At 42.1% G+C, this 25,920-nt stretch carries 22 protein-coding genes; 12 read left to right on the top strand and 10 right to left on the bottom strand.

Annotated elements, in window-relative coordinates; all coding sequences use genetic code 11:
- Positions 1-30: 30 nt before the first annotated feature.
- From H1A14_RS09120 to H1A14_RS09095, 6 genes are read right to left on the bottom strand one after another with little or no spacing between them, the layout of a single operon-like run.
- Complete coding sequence (locus tag H1A14_RS09120; protein ID WP_194775923.1) at positions 31-372, bottom strand: L-rhamnose mutarotase; 342 nt, start codon at positions 370-372, stop codon at positions 31-33.
- Positions 362-1,687, bottom strand: coding sequence for an L-fucose:H+ symporter permease (gene fucP / locus H1A14_RS09115; RefSeq protein ID WP_194775922.1), 1,326 nt, complete (start codon positions 1,685-1,687; stop codon positions 362-364). The genes H1A14_RS09120 and fucP overlap by 11 nt, the downstream gene beginning before the upstream one ends.
- Positions 1,684-2,478, bottom strand: a complete 795-nt coding sequence (locus H1A14_RS09110) for an L-fucose dehydrogenase (protein ID WP_194775921.1) — start codon at positions 2,476-2,478, stop codon at positions 1,684-1,686. Before H1A14_RS09110 ends, fucP begins: the two co-directional genes overlap by 4 nt.
- A 24-nt stretch (positions 2,479-2,502) precedes the next feature.
- A complete protein-coding gene (locus tag H1A14_RS09105) occupies positions 2,503-3,336 on the bottom strand; it encodes an amidohydrolase family protein (RefSeq protein ID WP_194775920.1) in 834 nt (277 codons plus the stop codon).
- Between the two features lie 2 nt (positions 3,337-3,338).
- Entirely contained in the window at positions 3,339-4,196 is an 858-nt protein-coding gene (locus H1A14_RS09100) for a fumarylacetoacetate hydrolase family protein (protein ID WP_194775919.1), read from the bottom strand.
- Positions 4,197-4,241: 45 nt separating this feature from the next.
- Entirely contained in the window at positions 4,242-4,994 is a 753-nt protein-coding gene (locus H1A14_RS09095; protein WP_194775918.1) for an SDR family NAD(P)-dependent oxidoreductase, read from the bottom strand.
- Positions 4,995-5,521: 527 nt separating this feature from the next.
- On the opposite strand from H1A14_RS09095, the gene H1A14_RS09090 reads away from it, so the two are divergent.
- The 3 genes from H1A14_RS09090 (at position 5,522) to H1A14_RS09080 (ending at position 7,847) form a co-directional block, all read left to right on the top strand.
- Entirely contained in the window at positions 5,522-5,959 is a 438-nt protein-coding gene (locus H1A14_RS09090; protein WP_194775917.1) for a hypothetical protein, read from the top strand.
- 124 nt (positions 5,960-6,083) lie between these two features.
- Positions 6,084-7,364 (top strand): metal-dependent hydrolase family protein, encoded by a 1,281-nt coding sequence (locus tag H1A14_RS09085; RefSeq protein ID WP_194775916.1) that lies wholly within the window; start codon positions 6,084-6,086, stop codon positions 7,362-7,364.
- Between the two features lie 60 nt (positions 7,365-7,424).
- Positions 7,425-7,847: a hypothetical protein gene (locus tag H1A14_RS09080; RefSeq protein ID WP_194775974.1), complete on the top strand. Its 423-nt coding sequence runs from the start codon at positions 7,425-7,427 to the stop codon at positions 7,845-7,847.
- 70 nt (positions 7,848-7,917) lie between these two features.
- On the opposite strand, the gene trpS is transcribed toward H1A14_RS09080, so the two are convergent.
- Positions 7,918-8,892 (bottom strand): tryptophan--tRNA ligase, encoded by a 975-nt coding sequence (gene trpS / locus H1A14_RS09075; RefSeq protein WP_194775915.1) that lies wholly within the window; start codon positions 8,890-8,892, stop codon positions 7,918-7,920.
- Positions 8,893-8,962: 70 nt separating this feature from the next.
- Between trpS and H1A14_RS09070 the strand changes: the two genes are divergently transcribed.
- The 9 genes from H1A14_RS09070 to H1A14_RS09030 all read left to right on the top strand — a co-directional run bounded on the left by H1A14_RS09070 (position 8,963) and on the right by H1A14_RS09030 (position 18,805).
- Positions 8,963-10,060, top strand: coding sequence for a DUF1573 domain-containing protein (locus H1A14_RS09070; protein ID WP_194775914.1), 1,098 nt, complete (start codon positions 8,963-8,965; stop codon positions 10,058-10,060).
- A gap of 338 nt (positions 10,061-10,398) precedes the next feature.
- The gene (locus tag H1A14_RS09065; RefSeq protein WP_228527694.1) at positions 10,399-11,220 is read left to right on the top strand and encodes a DUF1684 domain-containing protein; all 822 of its coding nucleotides are present in this window, start codon (positions 10,399-10,401) and stop codon (positions 11,218-11,220) included.
- Positions 11,221-11,433: 213 nt separating this feature from the next.
- On the top strand, positions 11,434-11,904 hold the full coding sequence (locus H1A14_RS09060; RefSeq protein WP_194775913.1) for a rhodanese-like domain-containing protein: 471 nt from the start codon (positions 11,434-11,436) through the stop codon (positions 11,902-11,904).
- On the top strand, positions 11,897-12,514 hold the full coding sequence (locus H1A14_RS09055) for a TIGR04282 family arsenosugar biosynthesis glycosyltransferase (protein ID WP_194775912.1): 618 nt from the start codon (positions 11,897-11,899) through the stop codon (positions 12,512-12,514). Before H1A14_RS09060 ends, H1A14_RS09055 begins: the two co-directional genes overlap by 8 nt.
- A gap of 199 nt (positions 12,515-12,713) precedes the next feature.
- On the top strand, positions 12,714-13,469 hold the full coding sequence (locus H1A14_RS09050) for a DUF547 domain-containing protein (protein WP_194775911.1): 756 nt from the start codon (positions 12,714-12,716) through the stop codon (positions 13,467-13,469).
- Between the two features lie 192 nt (positions 13,470-13,661).
- The gene (locus H1A14_RS09045) at positions 13,662-15,038 is read left to right on the top strand and encodes an NAD(P)/FAD-dependent oxidoreductase (RefSeq protein ID WP_194775910.1); all 1,377 of its coding nucleotides are present in this window, start codon (positions 13,662-13,664) and stop codon (positions 15,036-15,038) included.
- A 2-nt stretch (positions 15,039-15,040) separates the two neighbouring features.
- Entirely contained in the window at positions 15,041-16,585 is a 1,545-nt protein-coding gene (locus tag H1A14_RS09040; protein ID WP_194775909.1) for a 4Fe-4S binding protein, read from the top strand.
- Positions 16,585-18,051 carry a cellulose synthase family protein gene (locus H1A14_RS09035; protein WP_194775908.1) on the top strand — a complete coding sequence of 489 codons (1,467 nt, stop codon included), beginning with the start codon at positions 16,585-16,587 and terminating at the stop codon, positions 18,049-18,051. The genes H1A14_RS09040 and H1A14_RS09035 overlap by 1 nt, the downstream gene beginning before the upstream one ends.
- Positions 18,052-18,091: 40 nt before the next feature.
- Positions 18,092-18,805 carry a glycosyltransferase family 2 protein gene (locus tag H1A14_RS09030; RefSeq protein ID WP_194775907.1) on the top strand — a complete coding sequence of 238 codons (714 nt, stop codon included), beginning with the start codon at positions 18,092-18,094 and terminating at the stop codon, positions 18,803-18,805.
- A 489-nt stretch (positions 18,806-19,294) separates the two neighbouring features.
- Here the strand turns inward: H1A14_RS09030 and H1A14_RS09025 are convergent, their stop codons facing one another.
- From H1A14_RS09025 to H1A14_RS09015, 3 genes are read right to left on the bottom strand one after another with little or no spacing between them, the layout of a single operon-like run.
- Positions 19,295-21,334: a S9 family peptidase gene (locus H1A14_RS09025; protein WP_194775906.1), complete on the bottom strand. Its 2,040-nt coding sequence runs from the start codon at positions 21,332-21,334 to the stop codon at positions 19,295-19,297.
- Positions 21,335-21,347: 13 nt separating this feature from the next.
- Entirely contained in the window at positions 21,348-24,995 is a 3,648-nt protein-coding gene (locus H1A14_RS09020; protein ID WP_194775905.1) for an ABC transporter permease/M1 family aminopeptidase, read from the bottom strand.
- Between the two features lie 11 nt (positions 24,996-25,006).
- A complete protein-coding gene (locus tag H1A14_RS09015; RefSeq protein ID WP_194775904.1) occupies positions 25,007-25,894 on the bottom strand; it encodes an ABC transporter ATP-binding protein in 888 nt (295 codons plus the stop codon).
- Between the last annotated feature and the right edge of the window lie 26 nt (positions 25,895-25,920).

Raw genomic sequence — 25,920 nt, 5'->3', positions numbered from 1 at the left:
ACAAGGTTGGGAAGCTTTGAATCAAAAGCATCAGGTTTCATATTCAAAAATATGTTTCATCAATTGCCATTTTTCTCCCGGCTTACTTCCAGGTAGTGACTTTTGGTATTGCCACAACAACTTTTCCCATTCCTGAACTTTGGCATTTGAGGCATCCAGTTTTGCTTTCTTTTCAAAACTGAATTCCGGCAAAGTTTCCATAATCATAAACAACCTTGTTTCCCAACGATAAATGTGCATCGAAGTGATTCCAGCGGCTTCGATGCTTTGCAGAATCTCTGGCCAAACTTTTTCATGGTATTGTTCATAAGCTGATATGGCCAAGGGATCATTTTTCAGATCTAAGGTCAAACAATATCGGTTAGTTTTCATAATTGCCTCTTTGGTGAATGAATAAAACCCTGTAGCTAAAAAGAGCTACGAAAATGAAACAGACCAAGGGAAGAACAAATGAAAAATTCACTTCAGGCACTCCCAGAATCCTGACATCATCATAAGCTGTCCCTCCGATATCCAAAATCATGCCTTGCAAAGTAGGCATGATGGCACCTCCTACAATGGCCATCACCAGAAAAGCAGCGCCGAATTTGGCGTCATCCCCGAGCCCTTCAAGAGCAATACCGTAAATGGTAGGGAACATCAATGACATAAAAAAAGATATGCCTACCAAGCAGTACAATCCACCCATACCTTGAATGAAAATGGTTCCTAAGCTCATCAGGATAGCCATTAGGGAAAACACCATTAACAAAAAGCCGGGTGACCAAAACCTCAGAAAGTAAGTGCAAATCCATCTTCCTGCCAAAAAAAGTACCAAAGCAGTGTAGCCGAAATTTACAGCCGTAGCATTGTCAATACCCAATACCTCGGCATATTGGTAAATGTAAGTCCAACACATGATTTGTGCCCCCACATAAAACATCTGCGCAAACACACCCTCAACAAAATGCTTGTTTCCCCACAATCTATCGAAGGATTTTTTGATGTCAAGAGATGCCCCTTTGTTCTGATTTTCAGGCATCTTAACCACTGCTATCAAAACAAGCATGATAATGACCACCAAACCCAGCCCTACATAAGGATTTCGGATCACCATCAGATCCCCGGTTCTAATTACAGCCTTTGCACCTTCATCCAATTGTTCAAAAATCAGATTGCCTTGATCATCAAGGTTATTGGACTGAAGCCTGTTGAGAATAAATTCTTTTGCAACAAACAAGCCGGCTAAAGCCCCCATGGGATTGAATGCCTGGGCGAGGTTCAATCTTCGTGTGGCCGTTTCAGGTGGCCCCATAGACAGGATGTAGGGATTGGCAGTGGTCTCCAAAAATGCCAGTCCGAAAGTTAGAATATACAAAGCTGCGAGAAAAAAAGCGAAATTTTCCCAGGCAGCAGCAGGGTAGAAGAGAAGGGCCCCGAAAGCATAGAGGCACAATCCAAGCATAACCCCTGATTTGTAGCTGTATTTCTTAACAAAAAATGCCGCAGGCAGGGCCATGGTAAAGTAACCACCGTAAAAAGCCATCTGTACCAAGGAGGCCTGAAAGTTATTTAATTCCAGCACCCTTTTGAATGCTGCCACCATGGGATTGGTGATATCATTGGCAAAACCCCACAGGGCAAACAAAGCGGTAATGAGGACAAAAGGCAATAACAAGGATCTGGGAACCAATGGTTTATGGTTCATGGGTTTAAAGTGTTTAAAGCCCTGTCCAGATGTGTGTATCCACCATCCACAAACAAATGCTGACCTGTAATATGAGTAGCACGCGCTGAGAGTAAAAAAACTACCATGTCCGCAATTTCCTGTGCTGTTGTCATCCTGTTTCCCAAAGGAATTCTGGATTCGATTTCTTTTAACTTGGACTCAGGGTTATCATAGGTATTGATCCACTTTTGGTACAAGGGGGTAAATACTTCAGCCGGAATAACTGCATTTACCCGGATGCCATATTTCAGTAGCTCCACAGCCCATTCCCGGGTCAAGGCCAATTGGGCTCCTTTCGCTGCAGCATAGCCGGAAGTGCTTCCCTGACCGGTCAGGGCAGTCTTACTGCTAATGTTTACAATGCTGCCTTTGGATTTGATAAGATGGGGCAAAGCAAAGTGGGTCAAATCATAGTAGTGATTCAGATTTTTTTGTATGGATTGGGAAAAGGCTTCGGGAGAGCCATCTTCTAGTCCAACCCCGTCATTCACCCCAGCATTGTTCACCACCCCATCGATTCGGTCAAAAATTGAAAGTGATTCATTAATTACTGATTTACAGGTATTTGAATCAGTCAATCTCTTGCAAATATGAAGAGCAGTTCCTCCAGATGCTTCTAATTTTTTCAATAAGTTAGCTCCTTCAGTCTCAGATGGATCAATGATGACTGGAATACCACCTTCGGCTGCAATGGTCATCGTTATGGCTTCGCCTATGCCTTTGGCACCACCACTTATGAGAAATACTTTATCTTTTAAGTTTAAATCCACAATTTTTTAGGTTTTAGGAATATGTCAATCTAAGTCTATTTTATAAAAATTACAGGCATTGAGCCCCATAATGCTTGCCTTTTCGGTAGCTGTCAGTTTATTGACATAATTCTTCAGAATGGTTTGGGTCTGCTGATATGCTGCAGCCAATAGACAAACCGGCCAATCAGATCCATACATGAGCCTTTCTGTTCCAAAGAGTCCAAAAACAACCTCTAAAAAATAGTAAAAGTCTTCTTCCTGCCATTTGTACCAATCTGCTTCTGTTACCAAACCCGATAGTTTACAGGAAACATTTGGAAATCGGGCAATCTTGGCCATACCATTTAGCCAGTTTTCTACTTCACCTGTTTTTATGTTTGGTTTGGCCAAATGATCAATGACAAATGGCTGCTTAGGAAAATCCTTCACAAGATCTACCGCAGCTTCCAGATGTGGTGGATAAATCAATAAATCATAGGTAAAACCATGTTTAGACAAATTGACTAGGCCCTTTCTGAACTGTTTTCCGTACATATATTCAGGTTCTTTGTCCTGTAAGACATGGCGAAAACCCACCAGTTTTTCATTTTGGGAAAGGGTTTCCAATTGTTCTTCTAGATCCGATGCTTCGAAGTCAACCCATCCCACCACTTTTTTGATAAATGGATACCGTAGAGCAAGTTCCAGGAGAAAGTTGGTTTCGGTCAGCGATTCATCGGCTTGTACAGCCACTGTACCATCCATTCCATATCTTTTCAAGAGCGGCTCCAAATCTTCCGGCATAAAGTCTCTGCGAATTTTAGCCATACTTTGGTCGATCCATGCGTGTCGGTCAGGTTGGTATTGCCAAAAATGTTGGTGGGCGTCTATTTTCATGTTTATTCGCTGTAGTCTCTGACCTTTTGAGAAGATATTCCAAGTCCTTCCACACCGAGTTCTACCACATCTCCCGCCTTCAAGTATCTCGGTGGCTTCAAGCCAAGGCCTACGCCAGAGGGGGTTCCCGTAGAAATGATATCCCCTGGCAAAAGGGTCATGTACTGGCTGATATAGCTTACTAAGGTGGGAATATTAAAGACAAGATCCGATGTGGAAGAGTCTTGCAAGGTTTCTCCGTTGACTTTCAGCCAGAGTCGAAGCTGATGGGGATCGGGTATTTCATCCTTGGTGACCAAATAGGGTCCCAATGGTGCAAAACTATCGGCGCTCTTTCCCTTTACCCACTGACCTCCGTGATTCAATTGAAAATCCCGCTCGCTAACATCATTATGTAACACATACCCAGCCACATGATTCATGGCATTTTCATTTGAGACATAGCTTGCTTTTTTTCCTATCACCACCGCCAATTCCACTTCCCAATCTGTTTTCACTGAGTTTTTGGGGATGATGATATCATCAAAGGGCCCACAAATCGAGGAGGTAGCCTTCATGAACAAAACCGGTTGCTCCGGAACAGCCATACCGCTTTCTTTGGCATGAAGGGAATAATTCAACCCCACACAGATGATTTTAGACGGACGCTGCAAGGGAGGCCCAAGCCTTTCTTCAGATGGTATTTCCCTGCAAGAATTTTCATGCTCTTTCAACCAGTTTTCGAGTCTCCTCAAGCCGTCTTTTTCCAGAAATGTTTCCGACCAGTCTTCCCCAAAGGTGCTGCAATCCAATCTTTTTCCTTCTTTTGTTTCTATGCCCGGCTTTTCATGACCGCTTGGTCCAAATCGTATCAGTTTCATTCAGTTAAGTTTTAAATTTGCTTCAATTGATAATTTATAATATGGTTACATTTTGAGTCCTAAGAAACCTCCATCGATCGGGAAATTGGTACCTGTAATAAACGAGGCTTCAGGAGATGAAAGGTAGAGGGCCAGGGCCGCAATTTCTTCTGGTTTCCCCATGCGCCCGATGGGCTGACTGGCCGCAAGTTTGTCAAACATTTCTTTTTCCTTACCGGGATAATTTTTGGAAAGAAAGCCATCCACAAAAGGCGTATGAACCCTCCCAGGAGAAATACAGTTGCATCGAATACCATATTCCACATAATCCCTTGCAATGGATAGGGTCATGGACAATACAGCCCCTTTGGTCATCGAATAAGCAAATCGGTCTGGCAAACCCATGCTGGCGGCTACTGAACACATATTTAGGATTAGCCCTTTGCCTTGTTCCTTCATTTTAGAGATTGCCGCCTGACTGCAGTTAAAGACTCCTTTTACATTGACTTGGAAAAGTCTATCAAAATCTTCTTCCTGCGTGGTGCCTAAGTTTCCCACATGTGAAATACCGGCATTGTTGATCAAAATATCCAAAGGGCCTATTTTGTTAATAATGTCTTGCATTTGTTCACGGTCGGCTACATTGCCATGAATAAATTGAACCTCTTGATTAAGATCAACAAGTGCTGCCTGCAATTCCATGCCTGATTCCTTGTTGAAATCAAGGAAATAAACTTTGTATTGTTTGCTTGCAAACGCCTTGGTTAAAGCAAGACCAATTCCGCTCGCACCTCCGGTTATCAAAACGCTTTGCTTCATGTGGTTTTTTTGTCAATGATGAACTAGATTGATTTTAAAATTAATGGTTTTGATGGTGAATTCGATGAACTATTTGACTTTTTGAAAATAGGACCAGAGGCGATTGGCTCCATTTCATTAAAAAACTATTTATTTGAATTAATTTTTGCCTTCCATATGAGGCTGGTAGTTGAAGTAGTCATTTCAATATTTGAAGGAACTATCACTATTGAAATAATGAAGACAAGGATCACAATTTCTTAACATTGAAAAATTTACTGTATTTCATGGTCTCTTTTATGAATTATGAGGTCAAAAAAAACTTTTTCAAATCAAAAATCGTTAAGACCGAGAGACTTATCAACAGGGTATGTGGAAAAATTGTTGGGGTCAAAATGAAAATTACGTTGTCTACACGCTTTTATTTTTGTAATTTTCATGAGTATTGATTGCATTCCATGAGAATTTGACTTGAAAACTGAAAGCTTTAAATTTTCTTTTTTCAGATAAGAATAGATGAAATAAGTAAAGCCCTAAATGTTTTGAATATGATATCTAAAGAGAATCATGGAATTGCCTTGGAAGAAGTTCTAAATTACAGGCAAAACGTATCTAAAGAAAACTTAAAAGAAGTCATGGGATTTATCCCGCTGATGGAGAGTGAATTTAACAAAGTGGAACGGGTAATTGGGAAAGAACTGACCAAAGAGGCGGCATATCACTATTATGATTTCTATGACATGTCATTTAGCTTGAAGCAAGAAGTCAAAAGGTTGTCACAAAAGATCGCTTATTTTCCTCCAACAGACCTGTATATTTTAGACCATCCACAAAAATTGTCAGATTGGTCTTTGCTAAGGCTTAGTCATTTACTGATTTTCCTTTACAGGATGGACCTATCAAACCACGGGTATTTTGAACAAAAGATGAAAGATAAATCCGTACTTCATATTTTGAAAGCCATGCGGAATTCGCCTATCATTTAATTTATTGTAGTAAAAGTTGCTTGTTTAATGCCGGTCTATCCTTGACCGGTATTTTTTTGTTTCATAGAATCCATCTATGCGAGCTATTATTGATATCTTGTAATTTCAAACAAACACCTTAATCATGCCAAAAGCCTGTTTTCTTTTCCTCACCTGCCTATTTTTTTCAAGTTTTACCTTAGCGCAAAAAACCTACATTCACGCCGGTAACTTAATTGATGTAAATGCTTTGAAAGTGTTGAACGAAATGACGCTCATCATTGAGGATGGTGTCATAATCGGCCTTGAAAAAGGTTTTAAAGCCGGAGGTGAAGATGACTCAACCATCGATTTAAAAGATAAGACAGTACTTCCTGGATTAATGGACATGCATGTACATCTGGAAAGTGAAACTGGTCCAAGTCAATACCTGGACCGATTTACTTTAAATGAGGCTGATGTAGCCTACAATGCGTTAATTTATGCCAAAACAACCTTGCATGCAGGGTTCACGACCGTGAGGGATTTAGGGGGCAATGGAGTGAATATCGCATTGAGAAATGCGATAAACGCAGGCAAGGTAGAGGGGCCTAGAATTGTTGCGGCAGGAAAATCAATAGCCCCGACAGGTGGGCACGCAGATCCTACCAATGGCATGAAAAAAATGCTGATGGGAGATCCGGGACCAGAGGTAGGGGTAATCAATGGGACAGCTGATGCGAGAAAAGCAGTCAGGCAACAAGTTAAGAACGGGGCCGATGTCATCAAAATTACAGCAACCGGCGGGGTGCTGAGTGTGGCCAAAGACGGTTCGGCACCCCAATTTCAGCAAGATGAGATTGATGCAGTGATAGAAACAGCGAAGGATTTTGGTATTCATGTAGCTGCACATGCCCATGGAGACGAGGGGATGAAAAGGGCAGTAAAAGGAGGAATTCATTCCATAGAACATGGTACCATGATGTCAGAAGAAACCATGGACATGATGATCGAAGCCGGCGTTTGGTATGTGCCGACCATCACCGCGGGGATGTCTGTAGCTGAATATGCCAAAATTCCGGGATACTACCACCCATCTGTAAAAGTCAAAGCGGAAGCCATAGGTCCTCAAATCCAAGGTACATTTGAAAAGGCCTACAAAAGAGGGGTTAAAATAGCCTTTGGAACGGACGCAGGGGTTTTTCCACATGGTGAAAACTATCGGGAATTTATTTATATGACCGAGGTGGGCATGCCAAACCTTGAAGCCGTTCAAGCAGCGACCATAAAAGGAGCGGAATTGTTGGGAATACAAGACCGCCTTGGATCCTTGGAAGTCGGAAAGATTGCCGATATCATCGCTGTGGATGGGGACCCATCAAAAGACATCAACGTAATGGGAAAAGTGGTTTTTGTGATGAAAGAAGGTGTTGTGGTGAAAAATTAATTCAAGGTTGGATTCCCTGCACAAACTCTATAAATTTGCATGATCATAAAAAACCATTCCATGGATTACAACAAGCTTGATAAAGACCTTACAGAAATAGTAGAAAAAAGAATCCTTTTGAGCAAAAAAAGCTATGCAGATCCCGATTACGATGATATTGAGGAAGAATTGCATGATTTGGAAGATGATTTTAATGATGAATTCGGAGACGAATTGGAAGCTGTCTTAGAAAAAATCTATGACAAGCTTCAATCAGACACCGATATCCTTTTGGCTTCTGCTTATTTGGCCAATCATTATACACCCATGCTCCCTGATTCCAATGGGATAGTTTCCTATGAGGTCAAAGGAAAAGAAGGTGTTCCTATAGATTCAGAACAATTTGACGGGCAGGATGTAAGGATTGTTTTGGTTCCCAATCCAGCGCGTTTCACCATGCAGATCAATGGCAAGTCCTTAAAGGATTTGTGGCGCTCCAGATAAATAAATGAGAGGTTTTTGTTCCTTTTAAAAGGAATTTTCGATTGTTGTTAAAATCCCTTTTTCTGTCAATTTACCTGTACCCTAGTATCACTCGGATTTCATCTAAAACGGTATTGGCAATCAACTTGGCTTTAGATTCACCAATGGACAGCTTTTCCTCTATGATTTCGGGATTTGCCATGAGGTGATCATAAGTAGCCCTCATCTTTCCATATTTCTCCAGTAACAGATCCAGGAATTCTTTTTTCGCATGGCCATATCCATAGTTGCCTGCCAAATACTTCTCTCTCATTTCAGCAACCTGATCAGGTTCAGCCACAAGCTTGTAAAGTTTGAATAAATTACAGGTTTCCGGGTTTTTGGGGGCTTCTAAAGGGGTACTGTCTGTGATTATTTTATTGACGTTTTTTTTCAACTCTTTTTCAGGAAGAAAAATATCGATAAAATTATTGTAGGTTTTGCTCATCTTCTGACCGTCCGTGCCGGGGACAATCATAACATCCTCGGAAATTTTTGCCTCCGGAAGCACAAGTATTTCAGCCCCCATGCGGTGATTAAAGGCATTGGCAATGTCTCGGGTCATTTCAAGATGTTGTAACTGGTCTTTGCCAACAGGAACCAAGTCAGCCTGATAAAGCAGAATATCAGCAGCCATCAGAACCGGATAGGTAAATAGCCCGGCATTTACATCCGCCAACTTATCCGATTTATCCTTGAAACTGGTGGAATTGGCCAACATGGGATAGGGGGTAAAGCAGCTAAGGTACCAAGTTAACTCAGCCACTTCCGGAATCCTGGATTGTCGATAAAATATGGTTTTATCCACATCCAATCCGAATGCCAGCCAAGTGGCAGCAGTGGCATATACATTGCGCTTTCTTGCTTCTCCGTCCTTCAAACTGGTCAGGGAATGGAAATCGGCTATAAAAATAAAGGATTCATTCTGATGGTCTTGTGTCAGTCGTATGGCCGGAATGATTGCACCTAAAATGTTGCCTAAATGGGGTATTCCTGAACTCTGAATTCCTGTTAAAACTCTTGACATGATTTGAAATTTGGTGCAAATTAAACAAATAAAAAAACATGAAGTGATATTTTTCCCGTTATTTGCAACCATGAAGAAAACATGTATTTCAGCTTTGATGTCCATTATGTTGGTAGGGTTTACCCTTGACCTTTCTGCACAAAAACTTACAGACCGGGCATTGATCTGGGAAAAGAATCTAGTGGATCTGGGCACTGTTTTGGAAGAGTATGGCGAAGTATACGCAGAATTCTTTGTAGTCAACAAAGGCCTCCTTCCGGTGGTCATGCAAGAGGTGATCACTGACTGTGGCTGTACCACCGCCCATTTTACCAAAGATACCCTTCATCAAGACCAAATAGGTAGTGTGGTGATTTCCTACGACCCAATTAACCGCGGGGGCAAATTTTCCAAAATGGTTGTGGTAAAAACCAACCTGGATCTTGGTGGCGACACAATTTTTGTTCAAGGAAATAATGTCCCCTTACCTGAGGATTTTTATGCCCATTACGCCTACAAAGTGGGAGATATGGGTTTTAAATTTTCCTCCATCAACATGGGTGAAGCATTTACAGGACTGAAAAGAACCAAGCATGTGGATTTCTATAATTTTAAAGACCTTCCCATTACCATTGATGAATTTAAAACAAATCTTCCTCCTCATATAGAGGTAAATATGGTACCCGCTTTGGTGCCTGCCAAATCCAGAGGGATTTTAGAAATCACTTATACTGCTGAAGGGGTTGATTTTTTGGGTTTTCAGGATGAAATCATCTCCTTCCATTTGGAATCAGAAAAGGAGGAGGAAGTCAACCTCAGGCTTTTAACAACTGTCCATGAATACTTTGACCCCATCACGGCTAGTGAAGCAGCTAATTTACCTAAATTGGCCATTTCTGAAGTAAACCTTGATCTCAAGGAAATTAAATCCGGTTCCACAGTACACAGAAGCATCACCCTTAGCAATATGGGTAGCCAGCCTGTTAATATCCGCAAAGTCATAGCAAATTGTGAATGCCTTACACTTGAATTGGCCAAAAACGACTTGATGCCAGGCGATAAAACTGAGCTCAAATTTTCTTTTGATACCCATTCGAGAAAAGGAATCGATCACAAACACATTACGGTATTTAGCAATGACCCGCTTAACCCTACCAGAACAATTGTGATCAAAAGTACCATAAAGTGATTTAGCATTTAATTTATATAAGTACTTATAAATCATTTTTTTAAATATGATATTTTTTCATATTGAACAGGCTAGTTACCTCTCAAAATCACCAATGTTGAAAATGAGAGGCCAGTGACTTAACTTAAGTAGGCCCAAGATACGATTCAAGGAGATCTGATATGATGAAAATGCCTAATCCGGAGAGATTTTAGAGGTAATTTTCAATTTTTTTTTCTTAGCTTGAACCTTCACACCGATTTTCATTTTATTGGTTTATGGTAAAATCTGAATGCTATTGCTTATTAGCCGTTTTCATTTTGATCGCCTGTTCTTCAGGTGTGCAGGAATCGGAAAATATGAATCCCGAAAAGTACCAAAATGAAGTAGCAGCATGGCACAAGGATCGATTGGAATTTCTTAAATCCCCAGAGGGTTGGTTAAACTTGATTGGTTTGGCAAAACTCAAAGAAGGACCTAACCGCATGGGGTCAGGTTCAGATATGGATATCCAACTGATACCTGGCTACCCAGAATATTTGGGTGATGTTAAAGTGGAGGTCAACCAGGTATTTTTTGAGCCTGCCAGAGAGGGCATTAAAACGTCTGAAGGCGCTGAGGTTGTAGATAAGTTTTTGATATACAAGGAAGGCGGTCAGGCTTTACTTTCATTTGGCAATTTAAGGTGGTTGCCTATTAAAAGGGGAAATCAATTCTTTTTGAGAATCAGGGATTTAGAGGCCAAAAGTTTAATGGAATTTAAAGAAATTGAACGATTTCCTACTGAATTACAGTGGCGCTGGGTAGTGGATTTTGTTCCCTATGAGCCTGTTAAAGAAATTCCCATCACCAATGTTTTGGGACAAACGATACCTAATCTATCTCCCGGTTACCTTTCCTTTGAACATGAAGGTAAATCCTACAAAATGGATGTCATCGATGAAGGGTTATCAGAATACTTAGTGATTTTTGCGGATCAAACGAGTGGAGAAAGTACCTATGGTGGGGGACGATACGTTTATGTTCCGAAGCCGGATCGCAATGGAAAGACTGTTTTGGATTTTAACAAAAGCTATAATCCTCCCTGTGTATTTACCGATTATGCTACCTGTCCTTTGCCTCCCAAGAGCCATTTCTTGGATTTTCCCATATTGGCCGGAGAGAAAAATTATGCTTACTGATGTATCAAAAGGAGGCGTTTAAGAGAATAGGAAAACTTTTTCATCAAAAAAATCCTTATTGAATCAAATAGGAATTAAATCCAAGGAAGTTGACCATTGCGTAAGTAGGCAATAGGAACCATTATGATATATCCGAAACCTAAAGAGTTACTTTTAACAAACAAAAATTACTTTCGAATTGGTAAATCCATTATTGTAAGCACAGGAACAATCATGATGCTTTATTTCATATCGGTTGTACCTCTTTTTGCTCAAAATACTGCTTTCAAAGCTTTGCTCAACACCATTTATGAAAAGGATTTTCCGGTTATTTATCCCGAAGAACTGGCAGATAAAAAAGATTGGGTGGTTTTAGATGCCAGAGAATTGAGAGAATTTGAAGTCAGTCACTTACCCCATTCCATATGGGTAGGCTATGAGGCATTTGATTTAAGCAAGGTGGAAATGTTCAATAAGGACCAGCCTATAGTAGTTTATTGCACAGTGGGTTACCGCAGTCAAAAGGTAGGTGAACAACTGAGAAGTGCTGGATTCCGTGAAGTTTACAATCTTTATGGTGGCATAATCCATTGGGTCAACGAGTCCAATCCGGTATATAAAAATCAAGTGGAGACGGAAGAAGTCCATGTTTACAGCCGTACCTGGGGCATTTGGCTACAGAAAGGAGTAAAGATACATGACTGATACCTTGGTGGTAATTTTTTTGAAACCATTTATTTTAGGCACTGTCAAAACAAGACTAGCCAAGGAAATAGGATCAAAACAAGCGTTGGCAGTTTATCAGCACTTGGTAAAAATGACTTTGGCAGAAGTAGAAAAGGTAAATAAGCCCATTGATGTTAAATTGTTTTATAGCCGAGTGTCAGAATCAAGTTTGCATCCACCTTCAGGCTTTTCATCTGAAATTCAAACCGGCCAGGACTTGGGTATTCGAATGTATAATGCCATGCGGTATGGAAAAGCCCATGGTTATGAGAAAGTCATTATCATAGGATCTGATTGTCCAGAAATGAAATCGGATTGCTTAGAAAATGCCGTAGAAATGCTGGATCGATTTGATTTGGTTTTGGGCCCGGCTTCAGATGGGGGTTATTATCTGATAGGTGCTAAAGAAGCCCACCAGGACATTTTCCAACAAATGCCCTGGAGTACCGACAAAGTTTTGAGCGAAACCTTATCAAGATCGAAAGCAGTTGGGCTCCATTCCTTTCTACTGCCAACCCTTTCAGATATAGATGAATTGGATGACCTCAAAGCCTTTCCTGAACTTATGGCATTAATAGCTAAATATTAGGTTAGGCTTGAGAGAAATAATTTTAAGTCTTTTCGCCTCATTTCCATTTAGTCAAAATAGATTTTAATCATGTACCTTTTGGATAAAACGGATATAAACAACGTATTTTTACCGATAAACCCGAGTCGAAATAGCTTTTGTCAGTTAAAAGACATTCGAGTTATCTAATCCTCTTTAATTTTGTTTTAAATCACGGAATATGAAAAGATTAATTGTATTTGCTTGCTTGTCTTTTGTTGTTTCCTGTCAAGGCTCAGATCTTGGACAAAATGGGACGAAGCCTCCTTCCCATGAAATCTGGGATGGATTGTTGAGAAAACATGTGGATGGGGAAGGAATTGTGGATTACAAGGGTTTCATAGCTGATATGGATCAATTGGACAATTACCTGTCTCTTATCAGTAAAAATGCGCCGGATAGGCAAACATGGTCTGAACAAGAGCAATTGGCCTATTGGATCAATGCTTATAATGCATTTACAGTAAAATTAATTGCAGACAATTATCCGGTGGAAAGCATTCAGGACCTGCATCCCAAAATAAAAATTCCTTTGGTCAATACAGTCTGGCACATCAAATTTTTCCAAATAGGGGGGGAAGATGCTAACCTGGATGAGATTGAACATAAGATCCTGAGGAAGGAATTTGACGAGCCAAGGATCCATTTTGCCATCAACTGTGCCTCATTCTCCTGCCCACCCCTCCGCAATGAGGCTTTCGTGGTCAGTAAATTGGACCAACAGCTTGATGATATGGCCAAGCGCTTCATCAATGACCCCAAAAGAAACCGGATCCAAAAAAACCAGGCAGAAATCAGTAAGATATTTTCATGGTTCAAAGGTGATTTTACAAAAAATGGATCCCTAATCGATTATCTTAACCAATATTCCACCATCAGGCTCGATCCCAAGGCCAAAATCTCTTACATGGAATATGATTGGAGTCTCAATGAATGATTTTCTGTTTATAAAATCTGGATGAACCTTGAAAATCATTTAAGGATCACTTACAATTAAATTGAAGGATTTATTTGTAAATCAAAGTGGCCCAATTGCCTTTCAAAGGATTTCTAGTTATAAGAAAAGTAAATTAGTATTATTTTCTTCCTAAATGATTTAAATTTCAGTATACATTCTCCAAAGGTATTCATGCATTCAAATTCCCAAGATTTTTGTAATCGAAACCCAAACCGACGCATTGTAATCATTGGGAATGGTATTGCTGGGGTCACCTGTGCCAGGCAGATCAGAAAAATGGATAATTCGGCAAGGATTACCATCATTTCCGGGGAAACCAAACATTTTTTTTCCAGAACTGCGCTGATGTACATTTACATGGGGCACATGAAATACGAACATACCAAACCGTATGAGGATTTCTTTTGGGAGAAAAACCGCTTGGAACTCAAGCAGACATGGGTAAAAAAGGTTGATTTCGAAGCTAAGAATGTAATCTTTGAAGATGATGAGCCTTTAAATTATGACATTCTGGTATTGGCAACTGGTTCTAAGAACAACAAATATGGTTGGCCCGGACAAGAATTGGCTGGTGTACAGGGACTCTATTCCAAACAAGACCTTGACCTCATGGAAACCCAGACCAAAGGCATCAAGAAGGCTGTTATAGTAGGTGGGGGCCTGATCGGCATCGAAATGGCCGAAATGTTAAGAAGTAGGAATGTTGAAGTGACCTTTTTGGTTAGAGAAAACAGCTTTTGGGACCATGTCCTGCCGCCTGAGGAATCCGACATGATCAACAGGCATATCCGAGAACACCATATCGACTTGCGGTTGAACACTGAATTGAAGGAGATTCTGGATGATGGACAGGGTAGGGCAAAGGCTGTACTGACCAACCACGGGGAAACCATTCCCTGTGAATTTGTTGGCCTTACCATTGGGGTCAGTCCAAACATAGATTTCCTGATAGATTCAACATTGGCTACCAAAAAAGGCATACTTGCGGATCTTTATTTCAAAACCAATATTCCAAATGTCTTTGCCATTGGGGATTGTGTGGAATTCCATAAAGCTCCCGCCTCAGATAGAAAAAATATTGAACAAGTCTGGTATACGGGTCGCATGCATGGAGAAACGTTGGCGCACAATCTTTGTAATGAACCTGTAAAATATCAGCCCGGCGTATGGTTCAATTCGGCCAAATTTTTCGACATAGAGTACCAGACTTACGGTTGGGTTCCTCCACTTTGGGATTCGGATTTCAATTCATTTTACTGGGAGCATCCAGAAGGCAAAATAGGCTTTAGGATGCTTTTTGAATCACAGTCAAAAATCATCAAAGGAGTCAATGCATTTGGCCTCAGATTAAGTCATGCTTTTTTTGATCAGGTCATTAAGGAAAGATGGAACGCCGATAAGGTGATCCAACATTTGGGCAAAGCCAATTTCAATGCGGAATTCTATGAAAAAGTCCATAAGGATATTTCTAAGCGTTATGATTTGGAAATGGGAACCAATGTGTCAAATCCAAAAAGAAATTTCTTAAAGCGCATCATGAATAAATAGGCATGAAAAACATACAAATAATAGGCTTGGCCATCTTTGTTCTTGGACTTGCGATATTCTCTATCATTCCTTTTCTGGGGTCCTATCAATTGGAAAAGGAAATGGTTGCTGACACCGTTAAGGAAGAGCATCAGGAAATTCTCCTCGATATTTTACAACCCATGTATGGGAAAACCTATTTTTCCAACTTTGCCTTTGTCAGCGATTACAGAAACTATTTTGACCAGTTCAATGGAGAACTGAAAGAAAAGGAAGCCTGGGATGAGGTGATATGGGATGACTATGCTTTTGCCTTGACAAAAGCATCTACGAAAAGTGAGGTGAAAAACCAGCCTTTTCTGTTTCTTGGTATTTCTATTTTTGCTTCAGTAATTGGGGCCCTGCTTTATATTTTCCCGCTTTACAGGCATCAACCTGAAGGTATAAAAAATGACGGTATCTATCATTCTTCGATGAAATCAAGAGGGGTTTTGGGAATCATCACAGGAACCTACCTAATCCTTTTCTATATCATTTTGTATTGGTTTCCTGAGTACATGACCAATTTGGTCTGGATGGTGGACCCCATCAGTATGGGTTTGTCCGGTAATCCTGCGACCCAATGGTTTTTATATGGACTGATGTACACTTTGGCCATTTTGGTCATGGGAATCCGCATGTTTCGAAAGTACAGAGGCAACAAATACCAGACTTTACGTACGGCATCGGTGATGTTTTTTCAAATTTCCTTCGCTTTTTTGATTCCCGAAATCATGGTGCTGCTCAACAAACCCTGGCATGATTTTAAAAACATATGGCCTTTAGACTATTCCTTCTTTTACGATTACCGAATGGAAGGCATGCTCAGTAGTGGAGCCATAGGCATGTTTATGTTGGTATGGGGAATCATCTTGATTGTCATCGGGGTTCCTTTGTTAACCTATTTCTACGGCAAAAGGTGGTATTGCTCTTGGGTCTGTGGTTGTGGAGGACTGGCTGAAACCCTAGGAGATCCTTACCGGCAATTATCCGATAAATCCCTAAAAGCTTGGCAAGTTGAACGTTACATGGTGCATGGAGTGTTGGTATTGGCGGTGGTGATGACGGCAGTGACCATTGCCAATTATTTTTCAGGCTTTGGTTTATTGGGAAATGCCACAAACCAATTACATTCGTTTTATGGATTTGCCATTGGATCGGCTTTTGCAGGAGTTATAGGAACGGGTTTTTATCCCTTAATGGGCAACCGGGTTTGGTGCCGTTTTGGATGTCCCCTTGCGGCTTACTTGGGTATTGTGCAGCGTTTCAAATCCCGCTTCCGCATCACCACCAACGGAGGACAGTGTATTTCCTGTGGAAATTGTTCTACCTATTGTGAAATGGGCATAGATGTAAGGTGGTATGCACAGCGAGGGCAAAATATTGTCAGGGCATCCTGTGTGGGTTGCGGAGTGTGTGCAGCGGTGTGTCCAAGAGGGGTATTAAAACTGGAAAACGGGCCCGAAAAAGGGCGAGTCAATGACTTGCCGATCATCATAGGAAATGATTCCATTACGGTAAAAAACTAATGCTTTTGATTTATTTCTTTCTATTGATTTACGTTTTGGCGATGCTGTTTATCCTTTTTTACAGTTTTGCCCAAGCCCACCTGCTTTATCATTTTTTCCGCTTCAAAAACAAAAAATGTGCTTATCCTATACCTGCATGGGAAGATTTGCCTAAAGTGACGGTTCAATTGCCGATATACAACGAAAAATATGTGGTAGGCCGACTGATAGCGGCGGTGTCACTTTTTCGGTACCCCAAAGAAAAACTTGAAATTCAGATTTTGGATGACAGCACAGATGAAACCGGGGAACTTATCACCCAAGAAATTTTAAAGTATCCGGAGGTAAATTTCAAATACATCCATAGGAAAAACAGAGTCGGATATAAAGCTGGGGCTCTTAGGGAGGGTTTGGAACAGGCAAACGGTGATCTGATAGCTATCTTCGATGCTGATTTTGTGCCGGATCCGGAGTTTTTGTTAAAGACCGTCGGGCATTTTACCAATCCCAAGGTAGGTATGGTGCAGACCCGTTGGACCCACCTCAACGAAGGGTATTCCATATTGACGCGGTTACAGGCTTTTGCTTTGGACGCCCACTTTATGGTAGAACAAATGGGCAGAAATGAACAGGGCGTTTTTATCAATTTCAATGGTACAGGAGGCATTTGGCGCAAATCATGCATCTTTGAAGCAGGAAATTGGCAAGACGATACCTTGACCGAAGACCTTGACCTGAGTTACCGTGCACAGCAATTGGGCTGGCAATTTATATACCGACCGGACATCCAATCCCCGGCAGAACTACCCCCGGTGATGTCGGCGATCAAATCCCAGCAATTCAGGTGGACCAAAGGAGGTGCAGAATGTGCCGCCAAGCATCTCGGAAACGTACTTAAAAAACCATTTGGCCTTAAAACCAAACTGCATGCTACGGCGCATCTTTTGAATGCTGTCATTTTCATTGCTGTATTGATCGTCAGTTTGAGTAGTATTCCGGTTTGGTTGGCCTTTTACATGAACTGGATCCCAGAAAGCTACTTTCAGGGTGCTGCGGTTTTTTTGGTAGGATTCGTGATCATCGCTTTGGTCTATTTCTTTGCAAACCTGAGTTTGGTAGCTTATTCCTGGAAGGGTTATGTTAGATTTTTCTGGGAACTGCCCCTATTTTTATCCGTTTCTATGGGCTTGGCTGTTCACAATGCCCAAGCGGTTTGGGAAGGATTAAGCGGCAAAAAATCCCCCTTTATCCGGACCCCGAAATACAACCTTTCCACGCTCAATCCATCTTGGGCGAAGAACACCTACCATATTTCTAAAATTCCTTTAACGACTTATGCAGAAGCTACTCTTGCTCTGGTGTTTACGATTATGGTGATGCTGTCTTTTTATACCCAAACCTATGAGATGCTGGTCTTCCACCTGATGCTGGCAGTAGGCTTCAGTCTGGTCAGTTGGGAGTCTTTCAGAAGTTACGGAAAAGCATGACTTTACTTCATTTTCAATCATAATTTACCTCGTTTCCTGAATGCTGCCTATAGATCATTCGCAATACCCAGTTCCCATCATCGATGTCATCATTCCGGCCTTCAATGAAGAAAATGCTGTTGGAAAAGTGGTTAAAGATCTGCCCAAGGTGGTCAGGCACATCATTGTGGTGAACAACAACTCCAAAGATGATACAAAAAGACAGGCCCAAGCAGCAGGAGCCATTGTGGTGGATGAACCTCAGCAAGGCTATGGGAAAGCCTGCCTAACGGGGATGGCCTACCTCCGAAGCCTTTCCCCGCAGCCTGATGTGGTGGTATTTGTGGATGCGGATTACAGTGATCATCCTGAGCAACTTTTAGACTTGATCAAGCCCATTCAGAAAGGGGGATTTGATATGGTGATCGGTTCACGTGCAAGGGGGCAGAAGGAAAAAGGCTCCATGACCTTCCCGCAGGTTTTCGGAAACTGGCTGGCTACTTCCTTGATGCGGAGGATCTACAAGACAACTTACACTGATCTGGGACCTTTTAGAGCCATTAAATGGGACAAACTAGAGGCATTGGGTATGGTGGACGAAAATTACGGTTGGACCATAGAGATGCAGATCAAAGCAGCAAAAGCCGGACTCAAAACCACAGAGGTCCCGGTAGATTACCGACAAAGAATCGGCGTATCCAAAGTCAGCGGCACCCTCAAAGGGGTTTTTGGTGCAGGCTATAAAATTTTATGGACCATTTTTAGGTATTGGTAAAACAAACCAACAAAATCATATTTGGGTTACCTTGGAAAGTTCTCGGTAAAAATTAAATGTGGGGAGAATTTATCCGAACATAATTTACTCTCTTTAATTTATTATTTGTGAAAATCGTCCCATATGAGGCGCGTTGGGTTGCCGGAAAACTGAGGGTGCGTCGGGTCTTGTGTGCGGAAGGATTTTTCCAGGCTTGATTTTTTCCAGCCTGCTGCACGGCTGTCAGGGGTTACTTTTTCATCAAGGAAAAAGTAACAGAGGATATAAACATAAAATGCCAATATCAACTAGCCAAAAAATTAAAGTGGACAAATTTAGAAAAGTTGTAAACTTCCAAATTAGAGAAAACTTGATATTCCTATTAAAATGAAATTTGGCTGATGTAATCATTACATTCTCACAAGACAAATCACCTAAAATGCTTTTATGATTAAGAAAAACCGGGTCAATGAAGGCAATCATTGACCCAACTACATCCCCTAATCCCTACTACTCCTTCCGATACCTATCAAACCATGTCAAAATAGCCGCTACCTTGGCCACCAGCATACTGGGCCGATCGGCGAGGGCATGGGAGGAATTGGGGATCCGGACCAAGGCTGATTCCACTTCCTGGATTTTTAAAGCCGCATAATACTGTTCTGATTCCCCTATGGGTGTTCTGAAATCCTGTTCTCCCGTAAGCAACATGGTAGGCGTTTTGACATTACCTACCAAAGAAATAGGGGAGCGGTTCATGTAATGTGCAGGATCTTCCCAAGGCTTACTAGGGAACCAATAGCGGTAAAAGAAAGCCGGCGCATCAGCATAAAGCACATGGCTGTACCAATTGATTACGGGCTTGGCAACCACTGCCGCACTGAAGCGGTCCGTCTTGCCTATAATCCATGCACTCAGAAGTCCACCTCCGCTTCCTCCAGTGACAAAAAGCTGCTCTGAATCCACATAACCCTTTTCCAGTACAGCATCCACTCCGGACATCAGGTCATCATAATCCTCGCTGGGATAGTTGTGATGGATCAGATTGCCAAATTCCTGTCCATATCCCGTGCTACCTCGGGGGTTGGTGTAAAGCACCACATAACCTGCCGTGGCAAAGAGTTGGATTTCGGCTGAAAAGACAGAACCGTACATGGCAAAAGGTCCGCCGTGAATTTCCAGAATCAAGGGGTATTTTTTATTGGGATCAAAGTCAGGTGGAGTGACCACCCAGCCTTGGATTTTTCTTTGGTCGTGGGAAGATTCCCACCATATTTCTTCCACCTTTCCCAATTTACGGAAAGAAAAAAGGTCATCATTTAACCGGGTAATCCGGTTGACATTCCCACCACTCCAAGTAGCAAGATCGGCAGGGTGGTCTGTTCCTCCCAAGGTATAGGCAAACCGGTTGTTGGTGGACACGCTAAAGGCGGAAGCATTGTAGGGCCTGCCCAATTCCATTCCCCCAAGCCCATCCGTGATGTCCCTGACTTTTCCGGTAAGGGCAACATGCCCGATTTTGGTATCTCCCAGATCATTGTATTGAAAGTAAATACCCCGGTTGTTGCCTTCCCATTGGATGCCCTCCACATCTCTGTCAAGGGCTGAAGCGAGCTTTTGAAGACCTGTGCCATCTGTATTCATTACATACAACTCAGTAACCTGATATCCCTGGAAGCTGTCATCAAATCCCAAAAAGGCTATTTTGCTCCCATCCGGTGACAAGACAGGATTGCTATCCGGCCCAAAACGACTGGTCAAGGCCTGGATTTCCCCATCAGCCAGATTTAACCTGTAGATTTCGGTATTTATCGGTTCCAACTCATGCTTTTCATGCAGGTTGGCTGAGAAGTAAAGGTGGTTGGCATCCTTTGACCAAATAGGGGCCCCATGGTTAAACTCCGAAAATGTCAATTGTCGGGGAGTGCCACCATCGAGCCCAATGGTAAACAGCTGAGTATGTCCTCCTTTGAGGTAACCTGCACCATCTGACCGGTAATTCATGTCATTGATATAGATGGGATCTGTATTCCATTGAGCCCCTTCAGGTTTGGAGGGCATTTTAATGGCTGAGGCTTTGGCGGAAGGAACAAACATATTGAAAGCCAGTTGTTGTCCGTCAGCAGACCAGGCCACCTGACCGGGTGCCTGAGGGGTATTGGTCAATGGCATCGACTCTTTGGTATCCATCCACATCAAAAAGAGCTTGACCTTTTCGTCCTGTTTGTTGGACTTGAAGACAATTTTACTCCCATCCGGTGACCATTTGGGCATAAAGTCCCTTTGGTTTCCTGTGGTAAGTGGTCTGTTTTGGCTTCCGTCAAAATTGACCATCCACAGATTGGATAGATCCCTGTCTGTCATTACATCTTTGAAATTGCGGACATAGATGATCTTGCTGCCATCCGGTGAAATCTGTGGATCGGATACATACTCCATGTCAAAGAGATCCAGTAATTCCAAATTGGACTTTACTTGCGTCAGCCCATCAGTGACGATGAGCAAACATAACATTAGGGATAATATGGAACTGAAATTTCTAATTTTCATGATTTTTCATTTTTTATAAGATAGACACATTGACCACATTGTCATCCGGAACTCGGTCGATGAGTTTGTTGTAGGGATCTATGCCTGCTTTTATCGGTTCACCTTTTACTGGAATGGTCAGGGTATGTTCTCCGGGTTTGATCTTGTGTTTTTGAAGGTACAGGGGATTGGTTCGGTTTCTGCCGTTTTCATCCTTGTCCTCTTTGGCAAAAATCCCAATATCAATGTAATCCCCATCATAGGTTGCGGGAGTTTCCATGCCTAAGCTGTCTGCATAGATTTTTTGTGATTTGAAATTTAATGTGACTAGATATTCTCCATTTTCAGCTTTTTTGGCCTCCGCATCTACTGCTTTGTTTTCATAAAGCGTGATTTTATGCCAGGTGTCATCCAAGTAATAGGCTAAGCTATCAGGTGTATGGGCTGCCAGGTGCCTGAGCAAATCAGGGCTTCCAGGAAAGGGAGGGTCCTGTCTCATGGCAAATTCGTCTGCAAAACCTCTCAAGGCACTGTCCATAGCCGTATCTCCTATATAATCCCGCAAGGCATACAGTATCAACGACCCTTTGTAATACCATTGATAAGGTCGGTTACAATTGATGAAAACATTTTCCTTTTTGCCTTCGTTGGACCTTCCGCTTAAATATTTATCCAACTCATCTTTCAAAAAGCGTTTCATGTTGTCACTTCCATAAGCCCTTTCTGTAAGGATAAGCGCAGAGTATTCTGCCAAGGCCTCAGAGATCAAATTGGAACCTCTTGTATAATTGGGTACCACCTGATGTCCCCACCATTGGTGGGCCAGTTCATGGGCAGTGACAAAATAGACATAATCAAAAGCATTGGGATCACTGAAATTGGCAATCCACCCAAAACTCTCGGAAAAAGGCACCGTATTGGGAAAGGACTGGGCAAATCCGGCATACCTAGGAAATTCCAACAGGCGCATCTGCCTATACTGAAAAGGGCTGTACGCTTCGGAGAAATATTCCAGGCCATCTTTGTAGGCTGCCATGAATCGGTCAAGGTTGGCTGTATGTTGTGGGTGGTGGAAGATCTCCAAATTCACTTCATTTCCATCCGCCAACATAATTTTATCTTGCATTACCTCATATTCAGCAGATACGATGTTGAAGAAGTATTGGATAGGGGTGTCCTGCACATAGTGGAAATAACGCCGATCATCTTCAATCCATTCTTTTTGCAAATAGCCCGGTGCCACTGCAATCTGATTGACAGAGGTGCTCAATACTGCCTCGAACTGAATGAAGTCAGCTTCCTTGGCAAACAATAGGGTATTTCTCCCGTATTCGTCATCATGTGGTGGCAAGTCCTGGTCCTTTTCCGGTAATCCGTATTTCCTTCTTTTCTCATCGCTGGAAAGCTCTCCGTTGGAATTGTATCCGATGGAAGGCAAACTTCCTCCTATGAAAGTGCCATTATGAACCAGTTCCCTGCCATAACCGCTGTTGGGAAAACCTCTATTGATCATGCTTCCGGTGATTTGGACATCCAAGGTATCCCCGGGTTGCATGGTTTTGGGTAGGGGGTAAATCCTGTAGTTGTCTTTCGGTTTTCTTTTTTTGATCCACTGCATCTTTGCAGGTTCTAGAACCAAAGGAGCCCTATAATTAAGTTTTTGACCTTCATAGTGCAAATGAAAACTACTCATGGTTTGGCTGCTGAGGTGAATGGAGTCTATGGGTTCATCCGTCTTGTTGACGAGTCGCACCTCAGCGCTGAAGTAGGCGTTCCGGTCTTCGGGAAAAATGTCTGCATTCATTTTTACCGCGATGACCTTCGGCTGGGGCAGGTATTCATATTTTTTGAGTTGTTTCTCATATTCAGCCTGCCGTTTGTCATTTTCTTTATTGGTAAGATACGTATTGGTATAGGCTACATTTTTGTAAATATATGCTGCTGAACCAATGGCCAAGGCCAAAAAGCCATAAGATAAAAGTGTAGCAGGTTTTCCCAGTTTTTGTCTGGCTGCTTTCCATCGGCTTTTAAAGGAATCTTCTACACCTCTGGTAAAAAAGATACTGAAAAACAAAATAAGAAACAGCCCAAAGGCTGTCCAATAGATATTGAACCAAAACAAGGGTTTGCCAAAGTGACCCAACCCATTCATTTCCGACCACATGTAGTTGGGTTTATAGGAATAGAAAAAGAGGTTGAAATCAAATTCGGCAAAATTCCGCAAAATGATCATCACCAACCAAACCCCGATTGCGGCAGCATGACCGGCAAATTTATTGTTGACCAACAAGTGCACCGCAAAAACCAACATGACCATCTGCAGGGTGTCGGGTAAGGCAATCAGAAAACTATCTACAAAATAGGTGTAAAAATCATATTGAAAATAGCCTTTCAAAGTCTGGATGATTACGCCCACCAAGATGGGAATCGCAGACAAAATGACACAGATTAACGCAATTCCTAGAAACTTGGAGGCAATCACAACGCCATCTTTTACCGGAAAGGTGTCACTGATGATGGCATATCCGGTGGATTTGTTGCGGTGCAGGGTTTCTCCTGTGAAAAAGACCAGAATGATAAAGACAAATAGATTGTAATCATAACCCTTGAATTCCATCAGAACGGAGGTAACAGGAAAATTAGGTACACTGAATAAGGTCTGACCTATCCAAAAATCCAAAACCAAAAATATCAATCCGCCCAACAAAATGGACCTAAAATAGACATCTTTCACAATGTTAGCTACTTCGATTTTTGTAAGGGTAATTAGGCTGCTAAGTTGGTATTTTCTTGAGAAATCACTGGCTATTTTTCTTCCCCTGTCTTCAGAAAAAACCTCTACTTTGTCTGATTTTTTACTTTTGGATTGGTTGATCTGAAAAAACTGTTTGAAGCTGAACCTGAAATATGCGGCCAGAAAAAATACGATACCCAGGGCTGTCCATAGTAACCTGTTGAGCAAAAGATTTCCTGTGATGGACAAAAGAAAATTATTCTGTTCAAATGGAGTTAGGTATCTGGTCTGGTAATCGAAGGTATTGAGACCAAATGGATCCAGCAATTGAACCAGATCTTTATTTTCAACGTCTTGGGAAAGAAAATTGGCCAAGAGGTAGGCAATAAACAAAACAATGCCACCCGAATAGATGGACTTGATGTTGCGAGTGAAGACAATCAGGGCAAAGAAGAGGCTTCCTGCCAACCATAAATTGGGCACCACCATGGTCAACCAAGGCTGAAAGTAATGGACCAAATGGTTGGGACCATACCTTACCGCCTCTGTCCATCCCGTAGCAGGGCCTAGGATGCTTCCCAGATAAATACCAAAAAGAGTTCCCAAGGAAATAAACAGCAGGGTCACAAAGGAGCCCCAAAAACGACCCATAAAATAGGCAGTTTTGCTGATGGGGTAGCTGAAGAGGAAAGTGCCCGTTTTGTGTTCCAAATCCCTATAAATGGGCACACCCATCACTGCTGAGGCAATCAGGATCCCAAAAATCGAGAAAATCAACTGAAGCTCAGCGATGTTGATGGGGCTGTTGTGATAGACTTTTTCTGAGGCAGGCGTATTTCCTGAAGCAATAAGCAAAAACGCTACGATAAACAATACCGCAAAGTATATGTAGGTGGCAGGTCTGGTGAATCGGTAGCGAAGTTCGAAAGTGAAAATATTCCAAAACATAATTCAGGGGATCAAATGGTGATGGGATCTACTTTTCTGGAAATATGGCTGAAATACACATCTTCCAAGTCTGCATTGGCGAGCACAAACCCTCCGTCCAGCATTTCCGGGCTTTCCACGCGCATGCTCAGATTGCCTTCGATCAATTTGGTAGAAATCACCTGATATTCGTGTCTATATTGCTCCAACTCATCTTTTCGGATGGTCTTTTGGTATATCCTTCCCTGAATAGCCTCTATCCCTTCCCTGGGTTTTCCTTCCATCAACAATTCCCCTTCGCAAATGATGGCCATTCTGGAACAAAGCGTACTTACATCTTCCACAATGTGGGTTGAAAGGATGACGATGGTATTTTCGCCCAACTCACTGAGGAGGTTGTAAAACCTGTTACGTTCTGAAGGATCAAGACCGGCCGTAGGTTCATCCACAATGATAAGAGAAGGGTTGCCCGCCAAGGCCTGGGCGATTCCAAACCGTTGACGCATCCCACCGGAAAAAGTACCCAATGCCTTTTTTCTGTCTTTGTAGAGGTTAACTTTTGTCAACAGGCTTTCGACCAGATATTTGCGGTCCGACTTATCATTTACACCTTTCATTTGAGCAATGTGGTTTAGCATCACTTCCGCACTGATCCGGGGATAAAGCCCGAAGTCCTGTGGAAGATAGCCTAGTCTTTCCCGGATGGCCTGCTTGTTGGCCAAGACATCCAAGTCATCCAGCATGATACTGCCGGAATCTGCATCCTGTAAAGTGGCAATGGTCCGCATCAGGGTGGATTTGCCCGCACCATTGGGTCCTAGTAAGCCAAACATGCCCTGTGGAATCGTTAAGCTGATGTCATTCAGGGCTTTCACCCCATTGGGATAGGTTTTGGAGAGGTTTTTAATAATGAGTTGCATGGTGTATGGATTTTAAGATTTGGGAA

The organism is Pararhodonellum marinum, from assembly GCF_015354735.1.
Classification (GTDB): domain Bacteria; phylum Bacteroidota; class Bacteroidia; order Cytophagales; family Cyclobacteriaceae; genus Pararhodonellum; species Pararhodonellum marinum.
Note: the sequence above shows the minus strand (reverse complement) of the source record. Positions and strands in the feature narration are given on the sequence as shown.